Genomic DNA, 24,339 nt, shown 5'->3' with positions numbered 1-24,339 from the left:
ATGTGTCTTCCGCACAATAGACATCTGCGTTAATTTGCACTTTCGTTCGCAATTCGATAGCGAAAATATAATGATCTACCAAGTGCATTAATGAAAGCAAGAGTTGCGGCTTGAGCAAAAATGGAAAGCCGGTTCTCGTTAACCCTGTCAGAGCAAATTATAATGGCCAGTCCAGATACATCATTCTCTGCTCAACAAGAGTTAGACAGCTATTGGGAATGGTGGCGTTCTGCTGGCGTGGAGCATGATTATCGGGAAATTCCCCGTGAGTGGTTTGAGTCAGCCGATGATAGTGCCGCCGTTTCTGCTCCTGTGGCAAAGCAAAATGCGGAGCCGCTTATAGAGCAGAATAATGCTCCGCCAGTGCGGCCTGCCCCTTCCCCTCCTTTAGCCGAAGCACATATGCAGAGGGACAATGCGAATACGCAACCCGCCGAACAAAATGTACCTCTGCCCGATAGTTTTGACGATATTCTGCCATGGTGGCAATCTTCACCAGCATTAACAATGGCAAGCGGTCTGGGTCCGCGCATCTTACCAGTGCTGAAATCACAGCCAAAATTGCTGATTATCAGCGATATGCCAGAAGAGGATGATGAAGAAATATTATTCTCCGGTGCATCGGGGCGGCTACTTTCCAATATATTGGGCACGGTCAATATCGAAACCGATCAGGCTGCATTCTTGTCATTATGGCCGCAATATAGCCTTGCCCCAGAAATGGAGATGGACAAGCAAGCCCATTGGAACATAATCACCTCTCATCTGATGGAGTTGATAGCGCCGCAATCGATAATCTTATGCGGAAAATTGGCCAATCTGGTGGTAACGGGTAATGACTTGGCCGAAAATAGACGATCCTTACCAAATATTAACCATGATGGGCGAAGCATCCCTGCAGACGTCAGTTTACATCCACGCACCCTTTTGGCCAGACCAACTATGAAAAGGGTTGCTTGGAAAGACTGGCTTAGAATCGGGGAGTCTCTCAATGAAGTCGGTGCTGTACAGCCTTAGTTTGTTTGGATTTTTGTGTTCGCCGCTATCGGCCAAAACCAGTGTAGAATATTTTTCCGCCCCTGAAAGTAGTGACATAGCTGACAGCCATGCTGATGTGCTATCCAATAAGGAACATAGGCAAGCGCTCTCCTTTTTCTCTGCTTTGAAAAAAGAAGATTGGAATGCTGTGACAGCCATCATCGCTGACAGCGCAAACAACCCTCTTAATCCAGTATTCCGCGCCGAATATTATTTGGCTGCTAATTCTCCCGCGGCATCTGCAGAAGATTTGCTCGCCTTGCTGCAAGAAGCGCCTGACATTGCACAATCAGATCAGTTGCGCCGCTTGGCTGCTCGGCGCGGCGTTGTCGATACGCCATCAGCCCCTGCCCGGCGATCATTACAATATCAGGGCGCTCCATCTGTCCGCGGCAAGCCCAACGGCATCACCGGCGACAATGCTTTGGCAGAAAGCGAAAAACAGCGAATATTACAGGCAATTACCAATAGTGATCCAGATTTGGCGAATTCTATTCTGCAATCTTCCGCGCGCAATATATCGATTGAGAGCCTGACAGAATGGCAGCAGCGTGTTGCATGGTCTTATTATATTGAAAATCGTGATCGCGAGGCTCTTGAAATCGCCCGTGAAGCCGTCAAAGGCCGCGGTATCTGGTTGGGGGAAAGCCATTGGGTCTATGGACTTGCTGCTTGGCGGCAAGGCGATTATCGGCTCGCTGCTGAGCAATTTTCTGCGACAGGATCAGCTGCTCGCAATCCTGAATTAAAATCCGCAGGCTATTATTGGGCGTCACGAGCATGGATGCGCGCGGGCTATCCCGGTCAGGTCAATTACCATTTGCAGCAAGCGAGAACTTTTGATGGTTCGCTATATGGATTATTGGCAGAGCAAGCACTGGGTGTTGAAAAGGACGTGCCTGCGACATTTGCAGATATATCCACTCAGCAACTGCAAGTGTTGAAGAAAAGCCAAAATGGCCAATCTGCACTGGCACTGATTTCTATTGGTCAAAACAGTCTGGCCGAAGAATCGTTACGCTATGAGGCACGGCGCGCACAAGGGGCTGATCACCAAACATTATTGGCTGTTGCGCGAGCTTATAACTTGCCTGCTTTGCAAAGCTGGTTGGCAATTTATGCACCCAAAAATGCGGATACCAATCGCTTGGCTGCATTCCCTGCCCCGCGCTGGCAGCCTGTAAATGGCTGGAAGGTTGATCCTGCGCTTGTCTATGCGCACACTTTGCAGGAATCTGGTTTTCGGCCAGATGCAGTGAGCCCAGCCAATGCACGCGGTTTGATGCAATTACTCCCCGGTACTGCTGCTGATTTGGGCGCTAACTACAATATTCCTTCTAACAATGAAGCCTTGGCTGTTCCGGAAAATAATCTCGCTCTTGGACAACAATTTTTGCAGAATCTTGCAAAGAAGCGGCAAACTGGCGGGCTGCTACCAAAGGTGATCGCTGCTTATAATGCCGGCCCTTCCCCTGTTGGCCGTTGGAATGATGAGATTAAAGACCAAGGCGACCCGCTGCTTTATATGGAATCAATCCCTTATTCTGAAACACGTGCATATGTTGGTATCGTATTGCGCAATTACTGGATGTATGAAGCGCAGGCCGGTATAGCCTCCCAAAGCGCATTTGGATTGGCTCAAGGCCTATGGCCCAAATTTCCCAATGGGGGTGCTGTGCAACTGGTTCGCATTGATCCAGTGAATAATGGAGGAAGTCGCGGTGGCGATCGATAAAAAAGCCGAATTTATTCCCGTTAACATCGCATTGTTGACGGTTTCTGACACGCGAACAATAGCTGACGACACTTCCGGTAATATTTTAGCCGAACGCATTAAAAATGCCGGGCATAGGCTCTTTCAACGGGCTATTGAAAAAGATGATCAAACGCGATTGGTGGCACGTTTGCAAAATTGGATTGATGATAGAGAGGTTGATGCCATTGTGACGACGGGCGGCACTGGCCTGACCGGCAGAGACGTTACGCCAGAAGCGCTTGATCATGTGAAAACTAAAGATATTCCAGGCTTTGGTGAGATGTTTCGTTATCTCAGTATCGAAAATATCGGGACGTCGACGATTCAGTCCCGCGCGTGTGCCGTCGTTGCACGCGGAACATATATTTTCGCACTGCCCGGTTCCAACGGTGCTGTAAAAGATGGTTGGGACGGGATTTTGCAATATCAATTGGATAGTAGACACCGCCCATGCAATTTTGTTGAGTTGATGCCTCGCCTGCAAGAGCAATAGCCGCGCACTCTGCAAAAATTGTATAATTTGCTTCTTATATATTGAGTAATGTTCTTGAAATGTTCTCATTGGCATATTAATGTTGGGGAATGGCTCCACCAAATAACGATAATGACATCAAAATAAGCCCTGATTGCGACCCCATTTTAGCGCGGCCAGACCCGAATATCACCATTGTCAAAGGGCGCGGCACTGTCAGTAATGGCATTTCAGGCAGATTTGATGACATTAAGCGTGATGTAGATGGAGATTGGCGTGATAAAAGCGCTGAAATTGACGAACCAACATGCAAAATTCGCACTGATGTGACGATCGAAGCACCAAAGACAATCATCACATTCAACAAATCTCCCGACATTCCTTTTGATCGCTCCATCAATGCCTATCGCGGTTGTGAACATGGTTGCGTCTATTGCTTTGCCAGACCCAGCCATGCCTATCATAATTTGTCCCCGGGTTTGGATTTTGAAACCAAATTATTTGCAAAACCCTCGGCTGCTGAACTGTTAAAGCATGAATTGGCGGCATCTAATTATACGGTAAGGCCCATTGCTATAGGCACAAATACCGACCCTTATCAGCCGATAGAAAAGCGATATCAGATTACGCGCAGCATTTTGGAAATCATGCTGGAAACCCGCCACCCCATTGGAATAACAACAAAATCTGACAGAATATTGCATGATATAGATTTGCTCACGAATTTGGCTGCACTACGATTAACATCTGTTGCGCTGTCAATTACAACGCTCGACAATGCTATTGCCCGAACGCTTGAACCACGCGCGGCCTCTCCGAAAAAGCGATTGGAAGCCATCCGCTTGCTAAGTGCGGCAGGGATATCCTGCTATGTCAACATTGCGCCGGTCATTCCCGCTATTACGGACCATGAGTTAGAGCATATCGCTGCTGCTGCCGCAGAGGCAGGAGCAACTGGTCTTGCGGCGATACCCATACGTTTGCCATGGGAGGTTGCGCCCTTATTCGAAGAATGGCTCGCTGCCCATTTTCCTGATCGTGCGGCCAAAGTCATGACGATCATTCGGTCTCTGCGGGGCGGCAAACGCAATGATCCGCGCTTTTTCCATAGGCGGCGCGGGCAAGGGCCTTGGGCGGATTTGCTGAAAAACCGCATGGAAAGGCTGCGTAGTAAATATGGCTTTGAGAAGAACCGGTATAACTTGCGTACCGATATCTTCATTCCGCCAGACCCGCATGGGCAGATGCGCCTCGATTTATGATTTTGTGCCAATTTTCTAGACCGTCGGTAATTTATGGTCCTTAAATTGCTCACGCAGCGCGGTTTTCAATATCTTGCCGGTTGCTGTATGCGGCAATTCATCCACAAAGGCGACATCATCTGGAAGCCACCATTTCGCGACTTTATCAGACAGATATTCCAGCACTTGGTCTTTGCTGAGGCTTGCGCCGGCCGCAGGAACAACAACAAGCAATGGCCGCTCATCCCATTTAGGGTGCGGTAATCCAATGGCGCCGGCCTCTGCAATTTCGGTCATGCCAACCGCTGCATTTTCCAGTTCTACAGAGCTAATCCACTCCCCGCCTGATTTGATAACATCTTTGGCACGGTCAGTGATTTGCATAACATTATCCGGGTGGATTACGGCCACATCGCCCGTGTCAAACCAGCCATCTTCAGTGACCGCATCTTCTTCTGCTTTGAAATAGCGTTTCACCACCCACGGACCGCGAATCTGTAGTCGGCCACTGGATTTGCCATCGCGCGGCTGAACATTGTCATCATCATCCAAGACCCGCAATTCCACGCCAAATGGCACCTTGCCTTGCTTGGTAACAATGTCGAGTTGTTCGTCGAGGGATAATGCATCCCAGCCCTGTATTGGTGCGCCCATGGTGCCGATAGGCGATGTTTCTGTCATGCCCCAGGCGTGGTTGACGCGGCAGCCCATTTTCATAATGCGCTCACACATTGCGCGCGGTGCAGCCGAGCCACCAATGGTCACTACATTGAGATGTTCGGGCTTTTCACCAGTCGCGTCCATATGTTGGAACAATGCCAGCCAGACCGTGGGAACGCCAGCGCTATGCGTTACTTCTTCGCGGTTCATCAACATGGTGAGAACAGCGGGATCATTCACGGCAGAATAAACCAGCTTTACACCAGCGGCCGCACTGGCGAAAGGGATACCCCAAGCAGCAGCGTGGAACATCGGCACTACGGGCAGCGCTACAGAAGCTGGTGAGAAGTCAAAAACGGCGGGCTGAATCTCGGCCAAAGCGTGGATCATGGTAGAGCGATGTTCGTATAATACGCCTTTAGGGTTGCCAGTTGTCCCGCTGGTATAGCAGAGCATGCATGGCTCTCTTTCATCGCCATCGACCCATGCAAAATCATTGTCATATTGATCCAGAAAATCCTCAAAACCTTGAACATCACTGCCTTTTGGCGGATCGTAGCAAATATAATGCTCAATCGTTGTCCAGCGGGATTTCATCTTGTCTATAATTGGCTGGAACATTGCATCATAAAGCAGCACGCGATCTTCCGCATGGTTCATAATATATTCCAACTGATCTTCAAACAGTCGCGGATTGACTGTATGGATAACACCGCCAGCACCTATAGCACCGTACCAGCTGACAAGATGCCGACCATGGTTCATTGCCAAGGTTGCAACACGGTCCCCTTTTTGCAAACCAAGGGCAGTCAGGCCTTTAGCCATGCGCCGTGCATCCCGCTCTACCCCTGCCCAATTTGAGCGTGTTTCGCTGCCATCTGCCCAATAGGAAACAATGTCACGCCGCCCATGTTCGCGCGCGGCATGGTCCAATAAATGCATTACCCTTAGTTCGAAATCCTGCATGGCGCCTAGCATTTGGGCATCCTCCTTTATATTTTATCTGTCATGCCAAAGCGTGAAGAATCAGCATGTTTTTGTCAGTGTATCGCCTGTTTTCTAACCTACAAGTTCCGGCTTACTGCGCCGCACTGCCTCTAGCCGAATATTAGAGATACCCGGCAAATCCTCCAAAAGCTCGGCCAGTTCGCTGTCTAGCATGTAACGCTCTGGCAAGGCCATGGTGATGGGGTTTCTATCCGGTTGGATCAAACGGGCAAATACGCGTCCATGGCCAGTTTTTCGACGCTCCAATATAGCCGCCAATTGCGCAAAAGCAGAAGCCTCGTGCGCATCAAACATCAGTTTGAGCTGTGCCGCGCTTTGCAGTCCTTCAAGAGGTTGGGCAGAACGGATTGTCGCTCGCGGTGGCTGATCAGGGCTGTTGCTATCAAGCTCTACATTGAGCAGCACGCACACACCTTCTTTAGCCCATTCCACCAGACGAGGCACCAGCCTTTCTTCAAAGCAACTCGCCGAAAATTGGCCAGATTTGTCCGACATATCAACCATGGCAAAGTCTTTGCCGCGTTTGGTTTGGCGTTTTTGAGCGGATTCTATCAACCCTGCCAATATGGCAGGCCGTCTCTGCCCTGCTTCCAGCTGAATACCGTCCATGACATTAGCAAAAGGCCGCGCACCATTTGCAGAGGCAATAACTTCATAATGCTCAACAGGATGTCCCGAAAAGTAAAAGCCAAATGCGTCTTTCTCAAAATTCATGCGTGTCGCAGTGTTCCAAGATGCGCAATTGTCGGTTTTCAAACTCTGCGCACTGCTCTCTTCTTCTCCGCCGAACAGAGCAGCCTGACCAGAATTGCGCGATTGCTCTGCTTGTTGCGCCAGAGCCAATAATGTCTCCGCAGATGTATAAACCGCCGCACGATTGGTGGTAACCTGATCAAAAGCGCCAGCTGCGGCAAGATTTTCTAACTGCCTTTTGTTCAATAATGCAGGGCTTACACGATCAGCAAAGTCCGCGAGCGATTGGAATTGTCCATTGGCCTCTCGCTCATCCACTATAGCCTGCATCGCTTTGCCGCCGACATTTTTTAGGCCAGCAAGGGCATAACGCACCGCCCAACCCCGCTCATTTTCTGGGCTATCATCGGCTTCAACCGAAAACTCAACCTCGCTATGGTTCAGGCTTGGCGGCTGACACATAATGCCGAGTTTCTTCATATCATCGACAAAAATATTGAGCTTTTCTGTCTGGTGCATGTCAAAACACATGGAAGCAGCAAAAAACTCTTCAGGATAATGCGCTTTCAACCATGCAGTCTGATAGGCAAGCAAGGCATAAGCTGCAGCATGGGATTTGTTGAAACCATAGCCGGCAAATTTATCAATCAGGTCAAACAACTCATTGGCTTTTTTCGAATTGATATCGTTTTTCGCGGCGCCCTCAACAAAGCGATCCCGTTGAATATCCATTTCAGCCTGAATTTTCTTACCCATTGCCCGGCGCAGCAAATCTGCTTCACCCAGTGAATAGCCGGCGAGCACCTGAGCAGCCTGCATAACCTGTTCCTGATAGACAATGATGCCATATGTCTCTGCCAATATATCTTTCAAAAGCGGGTGCGGATAGGCGATTTCTTCCTCGCCATTCTTCCTTGCGCCAAAGCTGGGGATGTTATCCATTGGGCCTGGACGATAGAGCGACACCAGCGCGATAATATCACCAAAATTGCTAGGCTTAACAGCGGCCAGCGTCCGGCGCATACCCTCAGATTCCAACTGAAAAACACCAACTGTTTCGCCGCGTTGCAAAAGCTCATACACTTTGGGGTCATCCCAGGCCAAAGTGTTAAGATCGATAGATATACCGCGCCTAGACAGCATTTCCGTTGCCTTGTGCAAAACGGACAGGGTTTTGAGACCAAGAAAGTCAAATTTTACCAAACCGGCTTTTTCAACAAATTTCATATCGAACTGCGTAACCGGCATGTCTGACCGTGGGTCGCGATAGAGCGGCACCAACTCGTCAAGCGGGCGATCACCAATAACAACACCGGCGGCATGGGTGGAGCTATGCCGCGGCAGACCCTCCATTTGCAGTGCCAGGTCGATCAATTGTTTAACCTGCGCGTCCTTATTATATTCCTCGCGCAGTTCAGACACACCTTTCAAGGCGCGATCTAGTTTCCATGGGTCGGTTGGGTGGTTAGGCACCATCTTGCACAAGCGATCAACCTGACCATAGGGCATTTGCAGAACACGGCCCGTATCGCGCAGCACAGCGCGGGCTTTTAACTTACCAAAGGTGATGATTTGCGCGACGGTATCGGTTCCGTATTTCTGCTGCACATAGCGGATAACTTCACTGCGCCGTGTCTCACAAAAGTCGATATCAAAGTCAGGCATAGAAACCCGTTCAGGGTTGAGAAAACGCTCAAACAACAGGCCCAGTTTTAGTGGGTCAAGATCGGTGATAGTCAATGCCCATGCAACCACCGAACCAGCGCCGGAACCCCGCCCCGGACCAACCGGGATATTCTGTTCCTTGGCCCATTGAATGAAGTCGGCAACGATTAGAAAATAGCCGGGGAAACCCATTTTGATAATGATATCAATTTCATAGTCCAGCCTGTCAAAATAGCTTTGCCGCTCATCGTCAGGCAAATCTTTGTATAGTTTCAGCCTTTCTTCCAGACCATTGCGCGAGAGTGATCGCAGTTCTTTTTCTTCGCCGGAAAGATCGCCTGCAAGGCTGGGTAATATCGGGTCTCTTTTGGGCGGAGCAAAGGCACATCGCTGCGCAGCAACCAATGTATTGCTCAATGCTTCAGGGATATCGGCAAACAGCTCACGCATCATTGCCCCGCTTTTTAGCCAATTTTCCGGAGAGCCTTTTTTGCGGTCGCCAGCGTCAAGATAACCGCCCTCAGCAATGCACATCATAGCTTCACGCGCTTTGTAAAAACCAGGCTCGGCAAAACAAGCAGGGTTGGATGCAATGAGAGCTATATTGCGATCATAGGCCAGTTGGATAAGATTGTCTTCGGCTGCATCTTCGTCAGGGTCATTCCGGCGGGCTAATTCAATATATAACCTATCTTGAAAGATAGATTGCAGTTGATCCAGACAATCGGTCGCCGCACTATGTTGTTCCTGTGCCAAAAGCCGCGTTATGACCCCTTCCCCTGCGCCGCTCAGCGCGATTAAGCCCTGATGATATTTAGTACAATGCTGCAAAGTGATATGTGGTGGTAATTCAATTGGCCGATCCAAGTGCGCCGATGAAACCAGCTTGCAAAGATTTTGATAGCCTTGTGCATTTTGGGCAAATAATGGCAGCCAATCTATTGCTGGCTTCTCGCGCCCTTCATGCCCCGGCCTAATAACAGCCATAGTCGCGCCGATAATAGGTTGAACGCCATTTGCGAAACAGGCATCAGCAAATGCCATAGAGCCATAAAGCCCATTACGGTCAGCGATAGATATAGCGGGAAAGCCTCGCTCTTTCGCAAGTGAGGCGATGTCTTTTGGGTCTATCGCGCCATCCAGCATCGTATAAGATGAGTAAACACGCAGCGGGACAAAGGGATCAGTAGCCATGCCGCAATGTGCGACTATAGAGCGATTCTGGCAAATAAAACTGCGGTTTTTACAAGCCTATGCTGTGGATAGAAAAACGCCCCTTTTGAAGAGCGTTCATCTGTCTAATTTCGAATGTTTCCACGGCCAGTTAAGCAGTGGCATCTGCTTCATCAGAAATTTTGGAACGCACACTTTTCACCGTTGAATATGCGCCATAAATTATGAGTGCACCCAAAAATACCCAAACCCATTCCGGAATGTTTTTCCCAGCAATTGCCAGATAAACATAAGCGGAGACAAAAAAGCCGCCAGCGGACAAAACTGGCAAAACGATCGATTTTCCAGCACGTTTGTTACGCACCAGCCATGCGATGGACAGTGTGAAAAAAGGTATTGCACCAACGTAGATTGCACCGAAAATAACCGGATTAACGCCATATTCCTGACCAAAACTTAAAAACCAGGCTTGCAGTGCTTCCCACATTATATTTTTCCTATTTCCCGGCCATATGCCGTTTGTTATGCAATGTTATATTCATCATGGGTTCGCACCGATGATAATGATCGTTACACATTGTATATCATGTTTTCGCGGCACGGTCAGCAATGCTGCTCACATCTCGATCAAGCGGCCTTCTTTCAATTTGACCACACGGTCCATTTTTGCAGCAAGGCGTTCATTATGCGTTGCGATTAAGGCGGCGCTGCCCTCACCGCGAACAAGCGATAAAAATTGATCAAGGACGATCTGCGATGTGACTTCATCCAAATTGCCCGTTGGTTCATCAGCCATCACCAATTGCGGCCGATTGGCCAATGCACGGGCAACGGCAACACGCTGTTGTTCGCCCCCAGATAATTTGCTCGGGCGATGGTTTAAGCGTGAGCCCAAGCCCAGAGCCGTTAGCAATTCTTCGGCCCGTGCTTCGGCCACACTACGGTCATTATCATGGATGAGTTGGGGCAGGACAACATTTTCCATGGCATCAAAATCGGTCAGCAGATGATGAAATTGATAAACAAAGCCCAAAAACTCTTTGCGAATGGCTGTGCGGCCTGCGCTATCAAGTCCTGCAGCCTCTATGCCACCAAGAATAATCGAGCCACCAAATCCGCCTTCAAGCAACCCCACAGCCTGTAACAAGGTAGATTTTCCAGAGCCCGATGGACCAACCAGCCCGACAATTTCACCGGGTTTTATATGCAGATCAACACCGCGCAGAACATCTATGGTCACGCTGCCCTGCGTAAAGCTGCGCGTAACATCATTCAAAGACGCTATAAACTCGGCCCCATGAGTATCAGTCATAACGTAGCACCTGTACTGGGTCTGTATTAGCCGCTTTAAAAGCTGGGAACAATGTTGCCAAAAAGCTCGCCCCGATAGCCAGAATGACAATCAAGACAACTTCCCAAGGGTCGGTTTTGCTTGGAAGCTCAGTAAGAAAGCGCACTGAAGGGTCCCATAATGTCGCGCCTGTTAAATATTGCACGCCACCAACGATAGGCTGCCTTATAGCCAGCAAACCAAGGCCCAAAACCGTGCCTGCTCCTGCACCGATAATGCCGACCACAGTTCCGACAAATACGAACACTTTTAAAATAGAGCGCCGCGATGCCCCCATAGTGCGCAATATCGCTATGTCCCTTGTCTTTGCGCGGACCAGCATGATGAGTGACGACAGAATATTGAAAACGGCAACCAATATGATGATCGACAAAATCACAAACATCACCACCCGTTCGACCTTAAGTGCGTCAAAAACACTGGCGTTTAGTGACTGCCAATCCACCACAATGCCTTTATTACCGACCTCTGGTATCAAGGGCGCGATAATCTCGTTAACCTCATCGGCATTTTCAGTCGTAATTTCGATCATCCCAATGGAATCACCTGATAGCAGCAGCGTTTGCGCATCAGGTATCGGCATAATCACAAACAGTTTGTCAAAATCATAAACGCCAATTTCAAATATAGCGCCGATCTCATAGGAGATTTCTCGCGGTACCGTACCAAATGGCGTTGCTCTTCCTTGCGGATTGATGATTGTAATCCGGTCTCCAACACGAGCCCCAAGATTTTGGGCAAGCCCTACGCCGATCGCAATCTTTTCTGATTCCGCGGTAATATCATTCACATTACCACTGACCAATTGTGTGTTAAGCCCTTGAATATTTTCGCTGTCATTGCCGCGAACAATAATTCCTTCCACGCGGCCATTGAAAGTTGCGAGCAGTGGCTGTTCAATCAGAGGCGATGCTGAAACCACACGGTCCGTCTTGCGAGCTTTGTCGAGAAGATCCTCCCAATTATCAAGACGCCCGCCATAGCCCTGAATAAGTGCATGGCCGTTAAGGCCTACAATACGGTCAAGCAATTCGACGCGGAAGCCGTTCATCACGCTCATGACAATGATCAGCGCAGCAACGCCGAGCATAACAGCAACCATGGAGATGGTGGCGACCAGAAATATAAATGCTTCCGAGCGAGCGGGTAGCAAATATCGTCTGGCGATGGTTCTTTCAAAAACCGTCAGCATATGGGTATGGCTCTATCCTTAACTGTTAGTGGCGGGACACCACATATTCGTTCGTGGCTTAGACATGAAATGTCTCGTTGCGCAACATATGGTGTCTATGTGTTGCATAATGAACACGATATTAAACAAAAAGCACGACTGGCTGTGCTTTTCTTCTGGTCAAACGCTTCGTAAAATTGAAAGGTTACGTCTTCGGAGTTCAGATACGCATCTGTAATTTCGGGGCATCAGAATGTGGTTTGGGGAATCCGCATTCTGTTTCGGTCTTTTGCCTCCGCTTTAGGGCGTCGCAGGCGTGATCGATTGGCGCCCGGCGGGAAACTGCCGGGCGTCTTTTTCATTCATGAATGATCTTAAACCCCTTATTCTACGCGGCTTTGAGCTATGTAATGGGATGTGACTTTCCCAAATCATCCCCTTGAAATCAAAAATCGGTTTTCCCAAATTAAAATTGTCGCTGAATTGTCGGGACATATTTGTAAACCCAATCGCCAGGCCTGAAGGCTGGTGATGATTATCGCTCTTTTGGAGGATGTTATGACACGTTTTGATTTTTCACCTTACCGCCGGACAACTGTTGGTTTTGATCGTTTGTTTGATCTGCTGGAGAACCAGCATCGCAGTGGCAATGGTGACAATTACCCCCCATTTAATATTTCTAGAATCAGTGATGATAGCTATCGCGTTGTGCTCGCTGTCGCTGGTTTTAAAGAAAATGATATAGAGATTACTGCGCAGCAAAACCTGCTGACCATTAATGGGCGTAAGCCTAATGATGATGACCAAAAATGCGAGTTTCTGCACCTAGGTATAGCAAATCGTAATTTCGAACGAAAATTTGAACTTGCTGATTTTGTGCGGGTTGCCAATGCAACTTTAATTGATGGACTGCTGACAATAGATCTTGTGCGTGAAATCCCTGAAGCAATGAAACCAAAAAAGATTGCTATCAGCAATGCTTCTGCGACAGAGGCTCCGAAACTTTCTTCAGTACAGTCTGAAGAAGAAGCCGCCTAAAATATATTACCCCCTAAAAAATAGGGGGCGGCCCCAAAAGGACCGCCCCCGACGCCCCATTTGGCGTCAGCGTCACATATAGTCAGGGTCGCATGTACTATATGTGAGCGCGTCTGGTTGTTTTGATACCGTAATAAAGGCGTAATAGCAAACCCTATCCCGCAGCCTCCGATATTTCGAACAATAACTGTTTGTCCACAATGTGCAGATAGCCAGCATCCATGCGGATAATGGAATTGTCAGACCATGATGATAATTGCCTGTTTATCTGCTCTCGAGACAGCCCAACAAAATTTCCAAGCTCGCTCTGGCTCAATTTCAGTTTTAGCCGACCTGTATCATCCCCGTCAGCGAGCATCAGGCGCAGCAAATAACGCGCAAGCCTAGGGCCGGATGTAAAGGCACGGTCAGACTCGACAATCGTGTTGGTAAGACGCAATCGACGGGCCATGGCTTTAATCAATTGCAAACCCAAATCCCTGTGCGTTTCCATAATTGTATGGAAAGCGCTTTGGCTCAAAGACAAAGCCGTAACATCGCTCATTGCTTCAGCAGAGGCCGTTCGCTCGCCATGATCAAAAAATGCTATTTCTCCAATGACTTGGCCATTTTCTGCATAATCGAGAATTATCTCATGGCCATTGCTGGCAACCATGCTGATCCTAACAAGGCCGGAGAGGATAATGTATAATGCATCACCTGTGTCACCTTGTCGTATTATGATGTCATCGCGCGTGAAGTTGCAGCAATTTCCGCGCATAAGAATGTCCGCAAGCACATCATCGCTGCAATCAGCAAAAAGGCTGTGCTGCGATAGCCTTTCCTGAAGCTGCGATGCATGCATGATCATTCCCCCTATTTAACCAACTAATTAATCCATTCCGGATGTAATAGTATAAAATGGTCATTGGTGTGACAAAATGCACATTTGTAGAAAAATGTGGTAGAAACAGCACTCATCCAAAGTGGGAAAATTTATACGAGCCGGCTCTTGTGAACTGCAGCAGCAATAAAGCTGGCGAACAATGGATGTGGCTCAAAGGGTTTGCTCTTAAGCTCGGGGTGATATTGAACACCGATAAACCAGCTTAGATCAGGCCGCTCGACAATTTCTGGAAGTTCACCATCGGGCGACATACCAGAAAAAACTAATCCGCCAGATGTCAGCTGGTCAATATAATTGCTGTTCACTTCATAACGGTGGCGATGACGCTCGCTAATCTTTGTATCACCATAAATTCGTGCCGCATGGCTATTTTCCAGCAACTGCGCTGGATAGGCTCCCAAACGCATTGTCCCGCCAAGGTCGTTGCCATGCTCTCGCTTTTGCAATCCCTCTTCGCTCATCCATTCATTGATAAGTCCAACAACAGGTTCGCTGGTTTCGCGAAACTCGGTTGTGCCCGCAGCTTCTATGCCAGCAGTGTTGCGCGCCGCCTCAATACAGGCCATCTGCATGCCCAGACAGATGCCGAAAAATGGCACATTGCGCTCACGAGCAAATTTAACTGACGAAATCTTGCCTTCGCTGCCGCGTTCGCCAAATCCTCCAGGAACCAAAATGCCATGCAAGGGTTCTAATTGAGCTGCCAGAGTTTCCTCTTCGTTTTCAAACACTTCTGCATCGAGCCAGCGTATCTTAACATTCACCCTATTGGCCATGCCGCCATGTACCAGCGCTTCATGCAGAGATTTATATGCATCTTGAAGGCCGACATATTTGCCAACCACACCAATGGTCACTTCGCCTTCAGGATTGTTACGGCGATCACAAATATCATACCAACGGCTAAGATCCGGCTCTTGCGCGTCTCTTATCCCAAATCCGCGCAAAACTTCATCATCCAGACCTTCCGCATGATATTGCAAGGGTACCGAGTAAATACTGTCGGCATCAAGGGCAGGAATAACGGCTTCTGCTCTTACATTGCAGAATTGTGCGATTTTCTGACGCTCAGTTTCCGGCAAAGGTTGTTCACACCGGCATAATAATACATCCGGTTGCACACCAAGAGCTGCCAACTCACGAACACTATGTTGTGTCGGCTTGGTTTTCAACTCGCCGGCGGCATTGATATAAGGCACCAGCGTAACATGGATGGACAATGTCTGATCGCGATCCATCTCGTTGCGTAATTGGCGAATCGCTTCGATGAAGGGCAAACTTTCAATATCGCCGACCGTGCCGCCAATCTCACACAATACGAAATCCAGATCGTCGGTTTCAGCGCGCGCAAATTCTTTAATCGCATCGGTGACATGAGGGACAACTTGAACCGTTGCACCCAGATAATCGCCGCGGCGCTCTTTGGTGATAATCGATTGGTATATTCGGCCAGATGTCACATTATCTGACTGACGCGAAGGAACACCGGTAAAACGCTCATAATGGCCAAGGTCCAGATCAGTCTCTGCGCCATCGTCCGTCACATAGACTTCACCATGCTGATATGGACTCATGGTCCCCGGGTCGACATTCAAATACGGGTCAAACTTCCTGATACGTACGCGATAGCCACGCGCTTGCAATAATGCTGCAAGGCTTGCCGCCATCAGTCCTTTACCAAGTGATGAGACCACGCCGCCGGTGATGAAAATATATCGCGCCATGGACGGAGAGCACTAAGCACAATGTGGCAAATGGGCAAGCCGAAGAATCGCCTGTGGGCAAATATAGTGGATTATTTTTATGCCGCTTTTGTGCATTTAAAGAAAACCCCCTCGCCAACCAAATGTGCCGAAGGGGTTTCACAAAACCATTATAGAATGTGAAATTATTGTGTAGTCTCGCCATTATCCTCTGAAGGTGCCGCACTATCAGTAGCTGGTGCTGCCGCGCCTTCGCTAGGCTGCGCGTCCAGTGGGTTTGCAACACCCGGAAGTTCCAGAGGCAAAGCCTCGCCTTCCAGCGGGTCAACGGCCTGTTGGCGTTCAAAGCTGGTATCAATCGAACTGCCCTTGCCTTCATTAACCGCAAGAACCGCCAGAGCGATGCTGAGCAGAACAAAAAACAATGCAAGAATAGCAGTGGTGCGAGTCATCAAATCAGCAGCACCGCGCGCAGAAACCATGCCGGATGGGTTGCCGCCACCGGTTAATCCTCCACCCTCAGAACGCTGCATCAAAATAGCGCCCACCAAGGCAGCTGCAACGAGAGCCTGAACGACGGTTAAAAATGTAAACATTATAAATCCACTTACCTCATACCAGTGATGATATAATCATCTCGGTCAATTCTTTGCTGCCTCATACCGAAATATGCCGTTTTGGCAACTATTATACTGTCAAAGTTGGTGGCTGGTCTAATAGGTTTCAACCAGTCACGCATATCAGTCCTCTAAAACCGACAAGCTGGGCAAAAAGATTATCATGCAGCTGCGATTATGGGCACAAAGCTCTCGGCTTTCAAACTGGCCCCGCCAACCAAAGCGCCATTAACATTTTTAAGCGCCAATATGTCTTTTGCATTACTTGCTTTGACTGATCCGCCATAAAGAATGCGAATGGCATCACCTGCTGGCCCAAATGATGATACCAGTTGGCTGCGCAATTTGCTGTGCATCGCCGCTATGTCTGTCAATTCGGGAACATGTCCGGTACCAATTGCCCAAATGGGTTCATATGCGATTGTAAGGCGTTCCGGGCTAAGACTGGTATCATCCGCGAGTGCCAATGATTCGACAAGCTGACCAGCGACAAAGTCCAAAGCTGTACCTGATTGCCGTGTCGCCAAATCCTCACCAATGCACAAAATGGCACCCATAGAAGCATTTTGCAGCGAGCGCGCTTTTTGCGCTATCAATCTACTCGTCTCTGCCTGATCAGCGCGGCGTTCACTATGGCCAACGATAGAGAATGACGCCCCCGCTTCAGACAACATTGCCGCAGACAAGCACCCGGTATGAGCACCTTGCTGTGCCTGATGACAATCCTGCGCGCCAATTTGTGCATGCCCTGCATTTTGAGCAGCTAAATGAATAAGTGTCGCTGGCAAGCCAATTCCGACATCGATATGATCAAATTTGGCTGCAGCACTGTCTATGGCTTTCACCTCATTCATATCGGCCTTCAAACCATGCATCTTCCAATTGGCTACAATAAAGGGTCGCATATAGAACAATCCTCACAAATAAGGTGATTTTGATTTATTGCCGAAAAGCACAATATGGTCAAAATGGCCAGAGCATCTTGTCGATAACCCATCATCACTCCTTCATAACAAGGCCGAGGCATAGCAATATACGGTTATATTACCAATTTGCTGAGTTTAGAGATGACAAGGCTTGCAGCATCTGGAAGCTGTTATTAAAGCGGTTATTGGGTGCGATATGATTGTCGCTATAAATATGATTGAATGATTTTATGATAGGTTTCTTCCGATCCTTTTTTAATTCCAAAATTGGCCTATTTTTCACCATGGCATTCGTTGCCGTTATCGCGATAGCATTTGCAAGTAGTGATATTACAAGCGGTGCGTTTGGTGGCATTAGCGGCAGCCAGACAATTGCTGTCGTTGGTGAAGAGAATGTTACGACTTCGGAATTTCGCCGTGAAATTAACGGTGCTTACAGCACGGTTCGGCAATCCAACCCGAATCTATCCCTCCCCGCTTTTTTGACAGAAGATACCGTCGATCAGATTTTCAATCGCTTGGCTAATGGCTATGTTATTTCCGAATATGCAAAGCTTAACGGTATCGGCGCAGGCAAGCGGATCATTGATAGCGAAATTGCCAACAGCCCCGCCTTTACAAATGTTGCTGGCGAATTTGATGAAGAGTCATTTCGTGCTCAACTTCAGGCACAAGGTTTTGCCGAAAAAGATTTTCGCGGTCTTGTAGCGCGCAGCCTTTATGCAGAGCAACTCCTCACACCTGTAACCTATGGTTTAGATGTACCATCTGGTTTGGTCGAAACCTATGCGCAGATCACTTTACAATCCCGCCGCGGACGTATTGCAGCTGTTCCATCGACCCTGTTTATCGATGATAAAAACGTATCTGACAAAGCGTTACAGGATTTTTATGCAGAAAAAGCCGCGGATTTCACAATTCCTGAGCAACGCAGCATTCAATATGCAGTGTTTAACCGTAACCAAATTGTCGATCAGGTAAAAGTCACTGAAACAGACCTTAAGGCAGCATATGAAACGCGCCGTGAGGAATTCCAGGCCAAAGAAACCAGAACCGTGAAGCAGGTTATTTTGCCGACCGAAGATGGTGCCAAGGCATTGGTGGCAACTATCAATGGTGGTAAATCCATCGACAGTGCAGCAATTGATATCGGTCTGGCAGCAAGCGATATTGGGCCGGTTACCAAAGGCGAATATTCATCATTGGCATCCAATGCAGTTGCAGACGCCGTATTTACCACACAACAAGGCAAATTTGCCAATCTGGCACAAAGCTCTCTCGGCTGGCACGTCGTGCAGGTCACAGCAGTTACCAAGGTGGCTGCACGGACTCTTGACGATGTGCGCTCCGAATTACAGGCTGGTGTGCGCGAAGAAAAGACGCGGCAAGCTCTGTCAGACTTTACAGTTTCATTAGAAGAACGCCTTGAGGATGGCATTAGCCTTGCAACAATCGCCAAAGATGAAAAACTTGAACTGAAAAAAACACCTTTGATCACTGCAGGTGGTTTAGCGCCAAAAGATCGTGAGTTTCAGGCTGAACCTGCTGTTCGCTTGGTCTTGCAAGAGGCTTTCCAGCTGGAAGAAGGCAGCAATGGCAGGTTGAAAGAAACTACACCTGGTGTTGAATATGTCTTATATGACGTTCCGCAAATCGCTGCGGCTGCCCCGCCACCATTTACTGACAACAAACCGGCTATATTGCGCGCTTATCGTTTTTCCAAAGCCTCTGATGAAGCGGAAAAATTGGCGCGTAAGCTGGCCGACCAAACAACCAGCGCTGAGACTTTGGCAAAGGCCGCTGCAGACAGTGGATATAATTTACCTGCTATCGAGAATGTCGGCGCAAATCGCGAACAATTGGCCAATAGCCAGCAACGTGTTCCACCGCCATTGGCTCTTATGTTCTCAATGAAAGAAGGCACGGCCAAAGTTCTGGAAGGCCCTGCTGATCAGGTCTGGTATGTTGTCTATTTGGAGAAGATTGACCAAGGTGATCTCTCCAAACGTCCCGATGTATTGGCTGCAGCTGAGCGTGATATTCAGGCCGCTTATGGTGGTGAGTTACAACAGCAATTTATCAGCGCCATGCGCAATGCTGTGACCGTTGAGCGCAAAGAGACAATCATTAAGTCAGTGATTGAAGACCTGACCGGAACCAATGCATCAGGCGGATGACCTTACAAAGTGACGCAATACATGCCAGCGGGTCGGAGCAAATAAACGTTCAATCCAGCAATGCTAAACATGCATTGGAAGCCGGACAATCCACGCTCCTATACCGCAGATTGGTGGCAGACACCCATACGGCGGTTTCTATAGCTCTGCGCCTGCATCGCCCTGAAAGAGGCGACTTTTTGCTGGAATCAGTTGAAGGCGGAGAGACCAGAGGACGTTATAGCCTGATCGGTCTTGACCCTGACCTCTTATTCCGCGCCCAAGGTAAAGAAGCTTGTGTTAATTACATGTGGCAGCACGACCGTGATGCTTTCACCCAATGTGACGAAGGGCCGTTGGATGCTCTGCGCAATTTGGCAAAATCCTGTCATATGGTGCTACCAGATGACTTGCCGCCTGCAGCAGCCTTTTTGGTGGGTTATTTTGGCTATGAAACCGTCAGTCTGGTTGAAGCCATAAAACGTTCCGAAAATGCGCCGCTTGATATTCCTGATATGGTCTTTGTTCGCCCATCCATGCTTATCATTGTGGATCGCTTAAAAGATGAGATGTTTTTGCTCGCGCCACTATGGAAAGACCAAAAAGGCAGTATATCAAAGCGCCTTGATGCTGCGCAAGAGCGGCTTGATGAATGTGAACGCATGCTCGCGCAATCTGTCGAACTGAGTAACCAGAGCGCAGAAAACGATATTGCAGATATCACTATAACCCCGGCTATAGCGCCGGAAGATTATCTCAAGATGGTGCTCAAAGCTAAGGATTATATTCTCGCAGGAGATATTTTTCAAGTCGTGTTGGCACAGCGCTTTTCTACACCATTTTCCCTTGGGGCCATGGATCTGTATCGCGCTTTGCGCCGCATCAACCCTTCTCCTTTCCTGTTCTTTCTTGATCTGCCGGATATGGCTCTTATTGGTTCCAGTCCTGAAATTCTGGTCCGGTCGCGTGACGGTGAAGTGACGATAAGACCGATTGCCGGCACGCGTCCACGCGGCGGCGATGATGCTGAAGATCGCGCGAATGAGGTCAGCCTTTTGGCCGACCCGAAGGAATGTGCAGAACATCTGATGCTGCTTGATCTGGGCCGCAATGATGTTGGGCGTGTGGCAGAGGCAAATAGTGTGACGGTTACTGATAGCTATATGGTTGAGCGCTATAGTCACGTCATGCACATTGTTTCCAACGTAACAGGCAAGTTGGCCGCTGATAAAGATGCTGTTGATGCATTAATGGCGGGATTTCCCGCAGGAACAGTCAGCGGCGCCCCCAAGGTACGCGCCTGCGAGATTATTGCCGAGTTAGAGCCGGAAGAGCGCGGCGCATATGCAGGGGCGGTCGGGTATTTTGCGCCTGACGGATCCGTTGATAGCTGTATTGTTTTGCGCACTGCGGTGCTGAAAGGCGGCATGATGCATGTGCAAGCAGGCGCTGGCATAGTGGCAGATAGCAATCCGGAATATGAACAGCGCGAATGTGAAGCCAAGTCTGGCGCATTGTTCGCTGCCGCCAGAGAAGCAGTTGCACAAGCGCGCAAAGGGGGATTTGGCCAATGATCCTGATGATCGATAATTATGACAGCTTCACCTATAATCTGGTGCATTATGTCATGGAGCTGGGTGTCGAGGTCAAAGTGGTCCGCAATGATGATCTGACCGCCATAGAAGCACTAGCGCTCAATCCACAGGCCATCATTCTCTCTCCAGGCCCCTGCACACCGAATGAGGCAGGCATTTCGCTTGATCTGGTAGAGGCATGTGCCAGTGCACGCCTGCCATTATTGGGCGTTTGCCTTGGGCATCAATCAATTGGGCAATATTTTGGTGCTAAGGTCGACCGTGGCGGCCTTATGCATGGGAAAACCTCACCCGTGCTGCATGATGATGACGGCGTCTTCCGAAACCTGCCCTCCCCATTTAACGCAACACGTTATCATTCCCTGCTTGTGCAGAGCGAAGGCTTTCCCGAGCAATTGGTTGTGAATGCGCGGTTGTCTGATGCTGACGGTGGCCATATTATGGGTTTAAGGCACCGCGAATTGCCGCTTCATGGTGTGCAGTTTCACCCTGAAAGTATCGCCACGCAATATGGCCACGCATTGCTCGCCAATTTCCTTGATATTGCGCAGATCAAACATGGGCCTGTTCCTTCGAAAGCCGCAGCATGATGACTATACCCAATATGCACGAACCGTTGGACATGGACACCGCACAGCAACTATTTGGCCAAATGCTCGATGGCGCATTTGATGATGCCACTATTGCTAACATATTGATCAAAATGGCGGATCGCGGCGAAACTGCCGAAGAAATAGCTGGGGCGGCCACGGCCATGCGCCAACGTATGATTGCGGTTTCCGGCGCTCCTGAAAATGCCATTGATGTATGCGGCACTGGCGGCGACGGACAGCATAGCCTGAATGTCTCAACTGCGGTCGCTCTTGTGGTTGCTGCATGCGGTGTGCCCATGGCCAAGCACGGCAACAGAGCAGCCAGCAGCAAAGCGGGAACAGCCGACACTTTGGAACAACTTGGAGTGCGCCTTGATCGCAGTGCAGAAGAAAATGCCACACTTTTGCATGATCCAGGCATCGCATTTTTCTTTGCGCCTCAGCATCACCCCGCACTGGGTGCCATTGCACCAATCCGCAAAAAACTGGGTCGCCGCACAATCTTCAATCTGTTGGGGCCATTGTGCAACCCTGCCAATGTGCAGCGACAACTTATCGGCGTTGCGCATCCTGATCTGGTTTCACTATATTGTGATGCTGCACAATTATTGGGCTTTAAGCATTTGATGGTGGTTTCTGGCGAAGAAGGGTTGGACGAAATTTCCGTTGCCGGCCCGACCCGCATTAGTGAGATACGTGGTGATGAACGCATCGACACACAATTTACGCCCGAACATTTAGACCTGCCCCGCTTTGCGCTAGACGAGCTGCGTGGCGGTGATGCCGTTTATAATGCCGCTGCCTTGCGCAAAATGCTGCTGGGTAAGGAAAATGCTTATCGTCAGGCAGTGCTCATGAACAGTGCTGCGGCCCTTATGGTTGCCGGAGAAGCCGATAGCTGGGAAAATGGCTATGAAGAGGCTAAAGAAACGCTTGATAAAGGGCTAGCCAATGCCCTTTTGGATTGCTGGATCGCATTATGAGCAACAAATTGCAGGAAATTTGTGCCGCAAAAGCCGAGCATGTAGCACTATACAAAGAGCGTTTAAGTGACAGCCTATTGCAGGAGCGGATCAGTGCGCAATCTGCACCACGCGGTTTTGTCGCCAATATGCGCAAAACCATCGCTAACAATGTGTGGGCGCTCATTGCAGAGGTGAAAAAAGCAAGCCCATCCAAAGGCTTAATCAGAGAAGATTTCTCTCCTGCTGATCATGCGCGTGACTATGAAACTGGCGGTGCATCCTGCCTTTCTGTTTTAACGGATATACCCTATTTCCAAGGACATGATGATTATTTGTTGCAAGCCAGAGCAGCAACGACCCTGCCCTGTTTGCGTAAAGACTTCATGGTCGATCCTTGGCAAATAACGGAATCGCGTGCGCTTGGTGCCGATGCCATTTTGATCATTGTCGCAGCCTGTGACGACATATTGATGCGCGAATTGGCGCATGCAACACTGGAAAACGGCATGGATATGTTGATCGAAGTGCATAATCGTGAAGAGCTTGATCGTGCGCTCGCATTGGACACAAATCCGGACCGCAGTCTTATCGGCGTTAATAATCGCGATCTGAAACGTTTTGTAACGGACCTCGCAGTGACCGAAGAGCTGATGCAATATGTGCCGAAGGACCATCTTATCGTCTCGGAAAGCGGCATAGCTGGTCATGATGATTGTGTGCGGCTTGATAAGGCTGGCATAAAGGCTTTTCTGGTCGGGGAAACGTTGATGCGCAAAGATGATCTGGTGATGGCAACACGAGAGGTATTGAACGGACCAGAAACATAAGCAAAACGTATCAAGCACGAATTTGCTTGACCAAATGCATATCGTTGCTTAATTGTTCTTCATTCGTTCACTTTGGAGACAGCAATGCTAACCCAAAAACAACATCAGCTCATATGCTTTATTCAGGACCGCCTGGAAGAAAGCGGCGTTTCTCCCTCTTTTGAAGAGATGAAAGAAGCGCTTAATCTTAAATCCAAATCCGGTGTTCACCGCCTGGTCAGTGCGTTGGAAGAACGCGGATTTATCCGGCGTCTACCCAATCGCGCCCGTGCGTTGGAGGTTTTGAAGTCACCTGATGGCCGTGATGCCGCACCAACAGGCGGAACGGTTGTCAATCTTTCCTCAGCAGCAGCACAGCGTGATACTAAGCCTGTAGAAAAGGCAATGCCTATTGCGGCTAATGATGTGATTGAAATACCGCTTCACGGAAGGATCGCTGCAGGTGTTCCTATCGAAGCTATAGAAGGGCAATCGACACTTCCTGTTCCGGCAGCACTGCTGGGCAGTGGCGATCATTATGCGCTAGAGGTATCCGGCGATTCCATGATCGAAGCGGGAATATTTGATGGTGATTTCGCGCTCATCAGGCGCACCGATACAGCCCGTGATGGTCAGATTGTTGTGGCTCTTGTCCATGGAGAAGAAGCAACATTGAAATATCTACATCGTGACAATGGCGCAATTTGCCTTGAACCTGCCAATGCGCAGTTTGAAACCCAGAAATATGCACCGCAGGAAGTACAAATTCAGGGTCAATTGGCAGGGCTTTTGCGCCGCTATCATTGATATATTTCATGGCTGGTGA

At 49.0% G+C, this 24,339-nt stretch carries 20 protein-coding genes; 11 read left to right on the top strand and 9 right to left on the bottom strand.

The window, feature by feature from the left end; translation table 11 throughout:
• The first annotated feature begins 162 nt into the window (after positions 1–162).
• From ACR9YC_RS06740 to ACR9YC_RS06725, 4 genes are all read left to right on the top strand, one after another.
• Positions 163–1,017, top strand: coding sequence for a uracil-DNA glycosylase family protein (locus tag ACR9YC_RS06740; RefSeq protein ID WP_438725611.1), 855 nt, complete (start codon positions 163–165; stop codon positions 1,015–1,017).
• The gene (locus ACR9YC_RS06735) at positions 992–2,773 is read left to right on the top strand and encodes a lytic transglycosylase domain-containing protein (protein ID WP_438725608.1); all 1,782 of its coding nucleotides are present in this window, start codon (positions 992–994) and stop codon (positions 2,771–2,773) included. The genes ACR9YC_RS06740 and ACR9YC_RS06735 overlap by 26 nt, the downstream gene beginning before the upstream one ends.
• On the top strand, positions 2,760–3,287 hold the full coding sequence (moaB, locus tag ACR9YC_RS06730) for a molybdenum cofactor biosynthesis protein B (protein ID WP_438725606.1): 528 nt from the start codon (positions 2,760–2,762) through the stop codon (positions 3,285–3,287). The genes ACR9YC_RS06735 and moaB overlap by 14 nt, the downstream gene beginning before the upstream one ends.
• A 173-nt stretch (positions 3,288–3,460) precedes the next feature.
• Positions 3,461–4,528, top strand: a complete 1,068-nt coding sequence (locus ACR9YC_RS06725; protein ID WP_438731670.1) for a PA0069 family radical SAM protein — start codon at positions 3,461–3,463, stop codon at positions 4,526–4,528.
• 15 nt (positions 4,529–4,543) lie between these two features.
• Here the strand turns inward: ACR9YC_RS06725 and ACR9YC_RS06720 are convergent, their stop codons facing one another.
• The 5 genes from ACR9YC_RS06720 to ACR9YC_RS06700 all read right to left on the bottom strand — a co-directional run bounded on the left by ACR9YC_RS06720 (position 4,544) and on the right by ACR9YC_RS06700 (position 12,249).
• Positions 4,544–6,145, bottom strand: coding sequence for a long-chain fatty acid--CoA ligase (locus ACR9YC_RS06720; RefSeq protein ID WP_438725604.1), 1,602 nt, complete (start codon positions 6,143–6,145; stop codon positions 4,544–4,546).
• 81 nt (positions 6,146–6,226) lie between these two features.
• The gene (dnaE, locus tag ACR9YC_RS06715; RefSeq protein WP_438725602.1) at positions 6,227–9,727 is read right to left on the bottom strand and encodes a DNA polymerase III subunit alpha; all 3,501 of its coding nucleotides are present in this window, start codon (positions 9,725–9,727) and stop codon (positions 6,227–6,229) included.
• 130 nt (positions 9,728–9,857) lie between these two features.
• A complete protein-coding gene (locus ACR9YC_RS06710; protein ID WP_438725600.1) occupies positions 9,858–10,193 on the bottom strand; it encodes a hypothetical protein in 336 nt (111 codons plus the stop codon).
• Between the two features lie 129 nt (positions 10,194–10,322).
• Entirely contained in the window at positions 10,323–11,018 is a 696-nt protein-coding gene (locus ACR9YC_RS06705; protein WP_438725598.1) for an ABC transporter ATP-binding protein, read from the bottom strand.
• Positions 11,011–12,249: a lipoprotein-releasing ABC transporter permease subunit gene (locus ACR9YC_RS06700; protein ID WP_438725596.1), complete on the bottom strand. Its 1,239-nt coding sequence runs from the start codon at positions 12,247–12,249 to the stop codon at positions 11,011–11,013. The genes ACR9YC_RS06705 and ACR9YC_RS06700 overlap by 8 nt, the downstream gene beginning before the upstream one ends.
• 537 nt (positions 12,250–12,786) lie before the next feature.
• Here ACR9YC_RS06700 and ACR9YC_RS06695 point away from each other — a divergent pair.
• Positions 12,787–13,266, top strand: a complete 480-nt coding sequence (locus tag ACR9YC_RS06695) for an Hsp20 family protein (protein ID WP_438725594.1) — start codon at positions 12,787–12,789, stop codon at positions 13,264–13,266.
• A 154-nt stretch (positions 13,267–13,420) separates the two neighbouring features.
• Here the strand turns inward: ACR9YC_RS06695 and ACR9YC_RS06690 are convergent, their stop codons facing one another.
• The 4 genes from ACR9YC_RS06690 to tpiA form a co-directional block, all read right to left on the bottom strand.
• Positions 13,421–14,110 carry a Crp/Fnr family transcriptional regulator gene (locus ACR9YC_RS06690; RefSeq protein ID WP_438725592.1) on the bottom strand — a complete coding sequence of 230 codons (690 nt, stop codon included), beginning with the start codon at positions 14,108–14,110 and terminating at the stop codon, positions 13,421–13,423.
• Positions 14,111–14,241: 131 nt separating this feature from the next.
• Positions 14,242–15,876 (bottom strand): CTP synthase, encoded by a 1,635-nt coding sequence (locus ACR9YC_RS06685; RefSeq protein ID WP_438725590.1) that lies wholly within the window; start codon positions 15,874–15,876, stop codon positions 14,242–14,244.
• A gap of 164 nt (positions 15,877–16,040) precedes the next feature.
• On the bottom strand, positions 16,041–16,451 hold the full coding sequence (secG, locus tag ACR9YC_RS06680; RefSeq protein WP_438731537.1) for a preprotein translocase subunit SecG: 411 nt from the start codon (positions 16,449–16,451) through the stop codon (positions 16,041–16,043).
• 182 nt (positions 16,452–16,633) lie between these two features.
• On the bottom strand, positions 16,634–17,377 hold the full coding sequence (gene tpiA, locus ACR9YC_RS06675) for a triose-phosphate isomerase (protein WP_438731534.1): 744 nt from the start codon (positions 17,375–17,377) through the stop codon (positions 16,634–16,636).
• Between the two features lie 305 nt (positions 17,378–17,682).
• Here tpiA and ACR9YC_RS06670 point away from each other — a divergent pair, with 305 nt between their 5' ends.
• The 6 genes from ACR9YC_RS06670 to lexA all read left to right on the top strand — a co-directional run bounded on the left by ACR9YC_RS06670 (position 17,683) and on the right by lexA (position 24,320).
• Positions 17,683–19,575, top strand: a complete 1,893-nt coding sequence (locus ACR9YC_RS06670) for a SurA N-terminal domain-containing protein (RefSeq protein ID WP_438731531.1) — start codon at positions 17,683–17,685, stop codon at positions 19,573–19,575.
• Positions 19,572–21,128 carry an anthranilate synthase component I gene (gene trpE / locus ACR9YC_RS06665; RefSeq protein ID WP_438731529.1) on the top strand — a complete coding sequence of 519 codons (1,557 nt, stop codon included), beginning with the start codon at positions 19,572–19,574 and terminating at the stop codon, positions 21,126–21,128. The genes ACR9YC_RS06670 and trpE overlap by 4 nt, the downstream gene beginning before the upstream one ends.
• Positions 21,125–21,739, top strand: a complete 615-nt coding sequence (locus tag ACR9YC_RS06660; protein WP_438731526.1) for an anthranilate synthase component II — start codon at positions 21,125–21,127, stop codon at positions 21,737–21,739. Before trpE ends, ACR9YC_RS06660 begins: the two co-directional genes overlap by 4 nt.
• Positions 21,736–22,725, top strand: a complete 990-nt coding sequence (trpD, locus tag ACR9YC_RS06655) for an anthranilate phosphoribosyltransferase (protein WP_438731523.1) — start codon at positions 21,736–21,738, stop codon at positions 22,723–22,725. The genes ACR9YC_RS06660 and trpD overlap by 4 nt, the downstream gene beginning before the upstream one ends.
• Positions 22,722–23,534 carry an indole-3-glycerol phosphate synthase TrpC gene (gene trpC / locus ACR9YC_RS06650; RefSeq protein WP_438731520.1) on the top strand — a complete coding sequence of 271 codons (813 nt, stop codon included), beginning with the start codon at positions 22,722–22,724 and terminating at the stop codon, positions 23,532–23,534. Before trpD ends, trpC begins: the two co-directional genes overlap by 4 nt.
• Positions 23,535–23,618: 84 nt before the next feature.
• Positions 23,619–24,320 carry a transcriptional repressor LexA gene (gene lexA / locus ACR9YC_RS06645; protein ID WP_438731517.1) on the top strand — a complete coding sequence of 234 codons (702 nt, stop codon included), beginning with the start codon at positions 23,619–23,621 and terminating at the stop codon, positions 24,318–24,320.
• The last annotated feature ends 19 nt before the right edge of the window (positions 24,321–24,339 follow it).

Source organism: Parasphingorhabdus sp. DH2-15, from assembly GCF_051668705.1.
Lineage (GTDB): Bacteria > Pseudomonadota > Alphaproteobacteria > Sphingomonadales > Sphingomonadaceae > Alterisphingorhabdus.
Note: the sequence above shows the minus strand (reverse complement) of the source record. Positions and strands in the feature narration are given on the sequence as shown.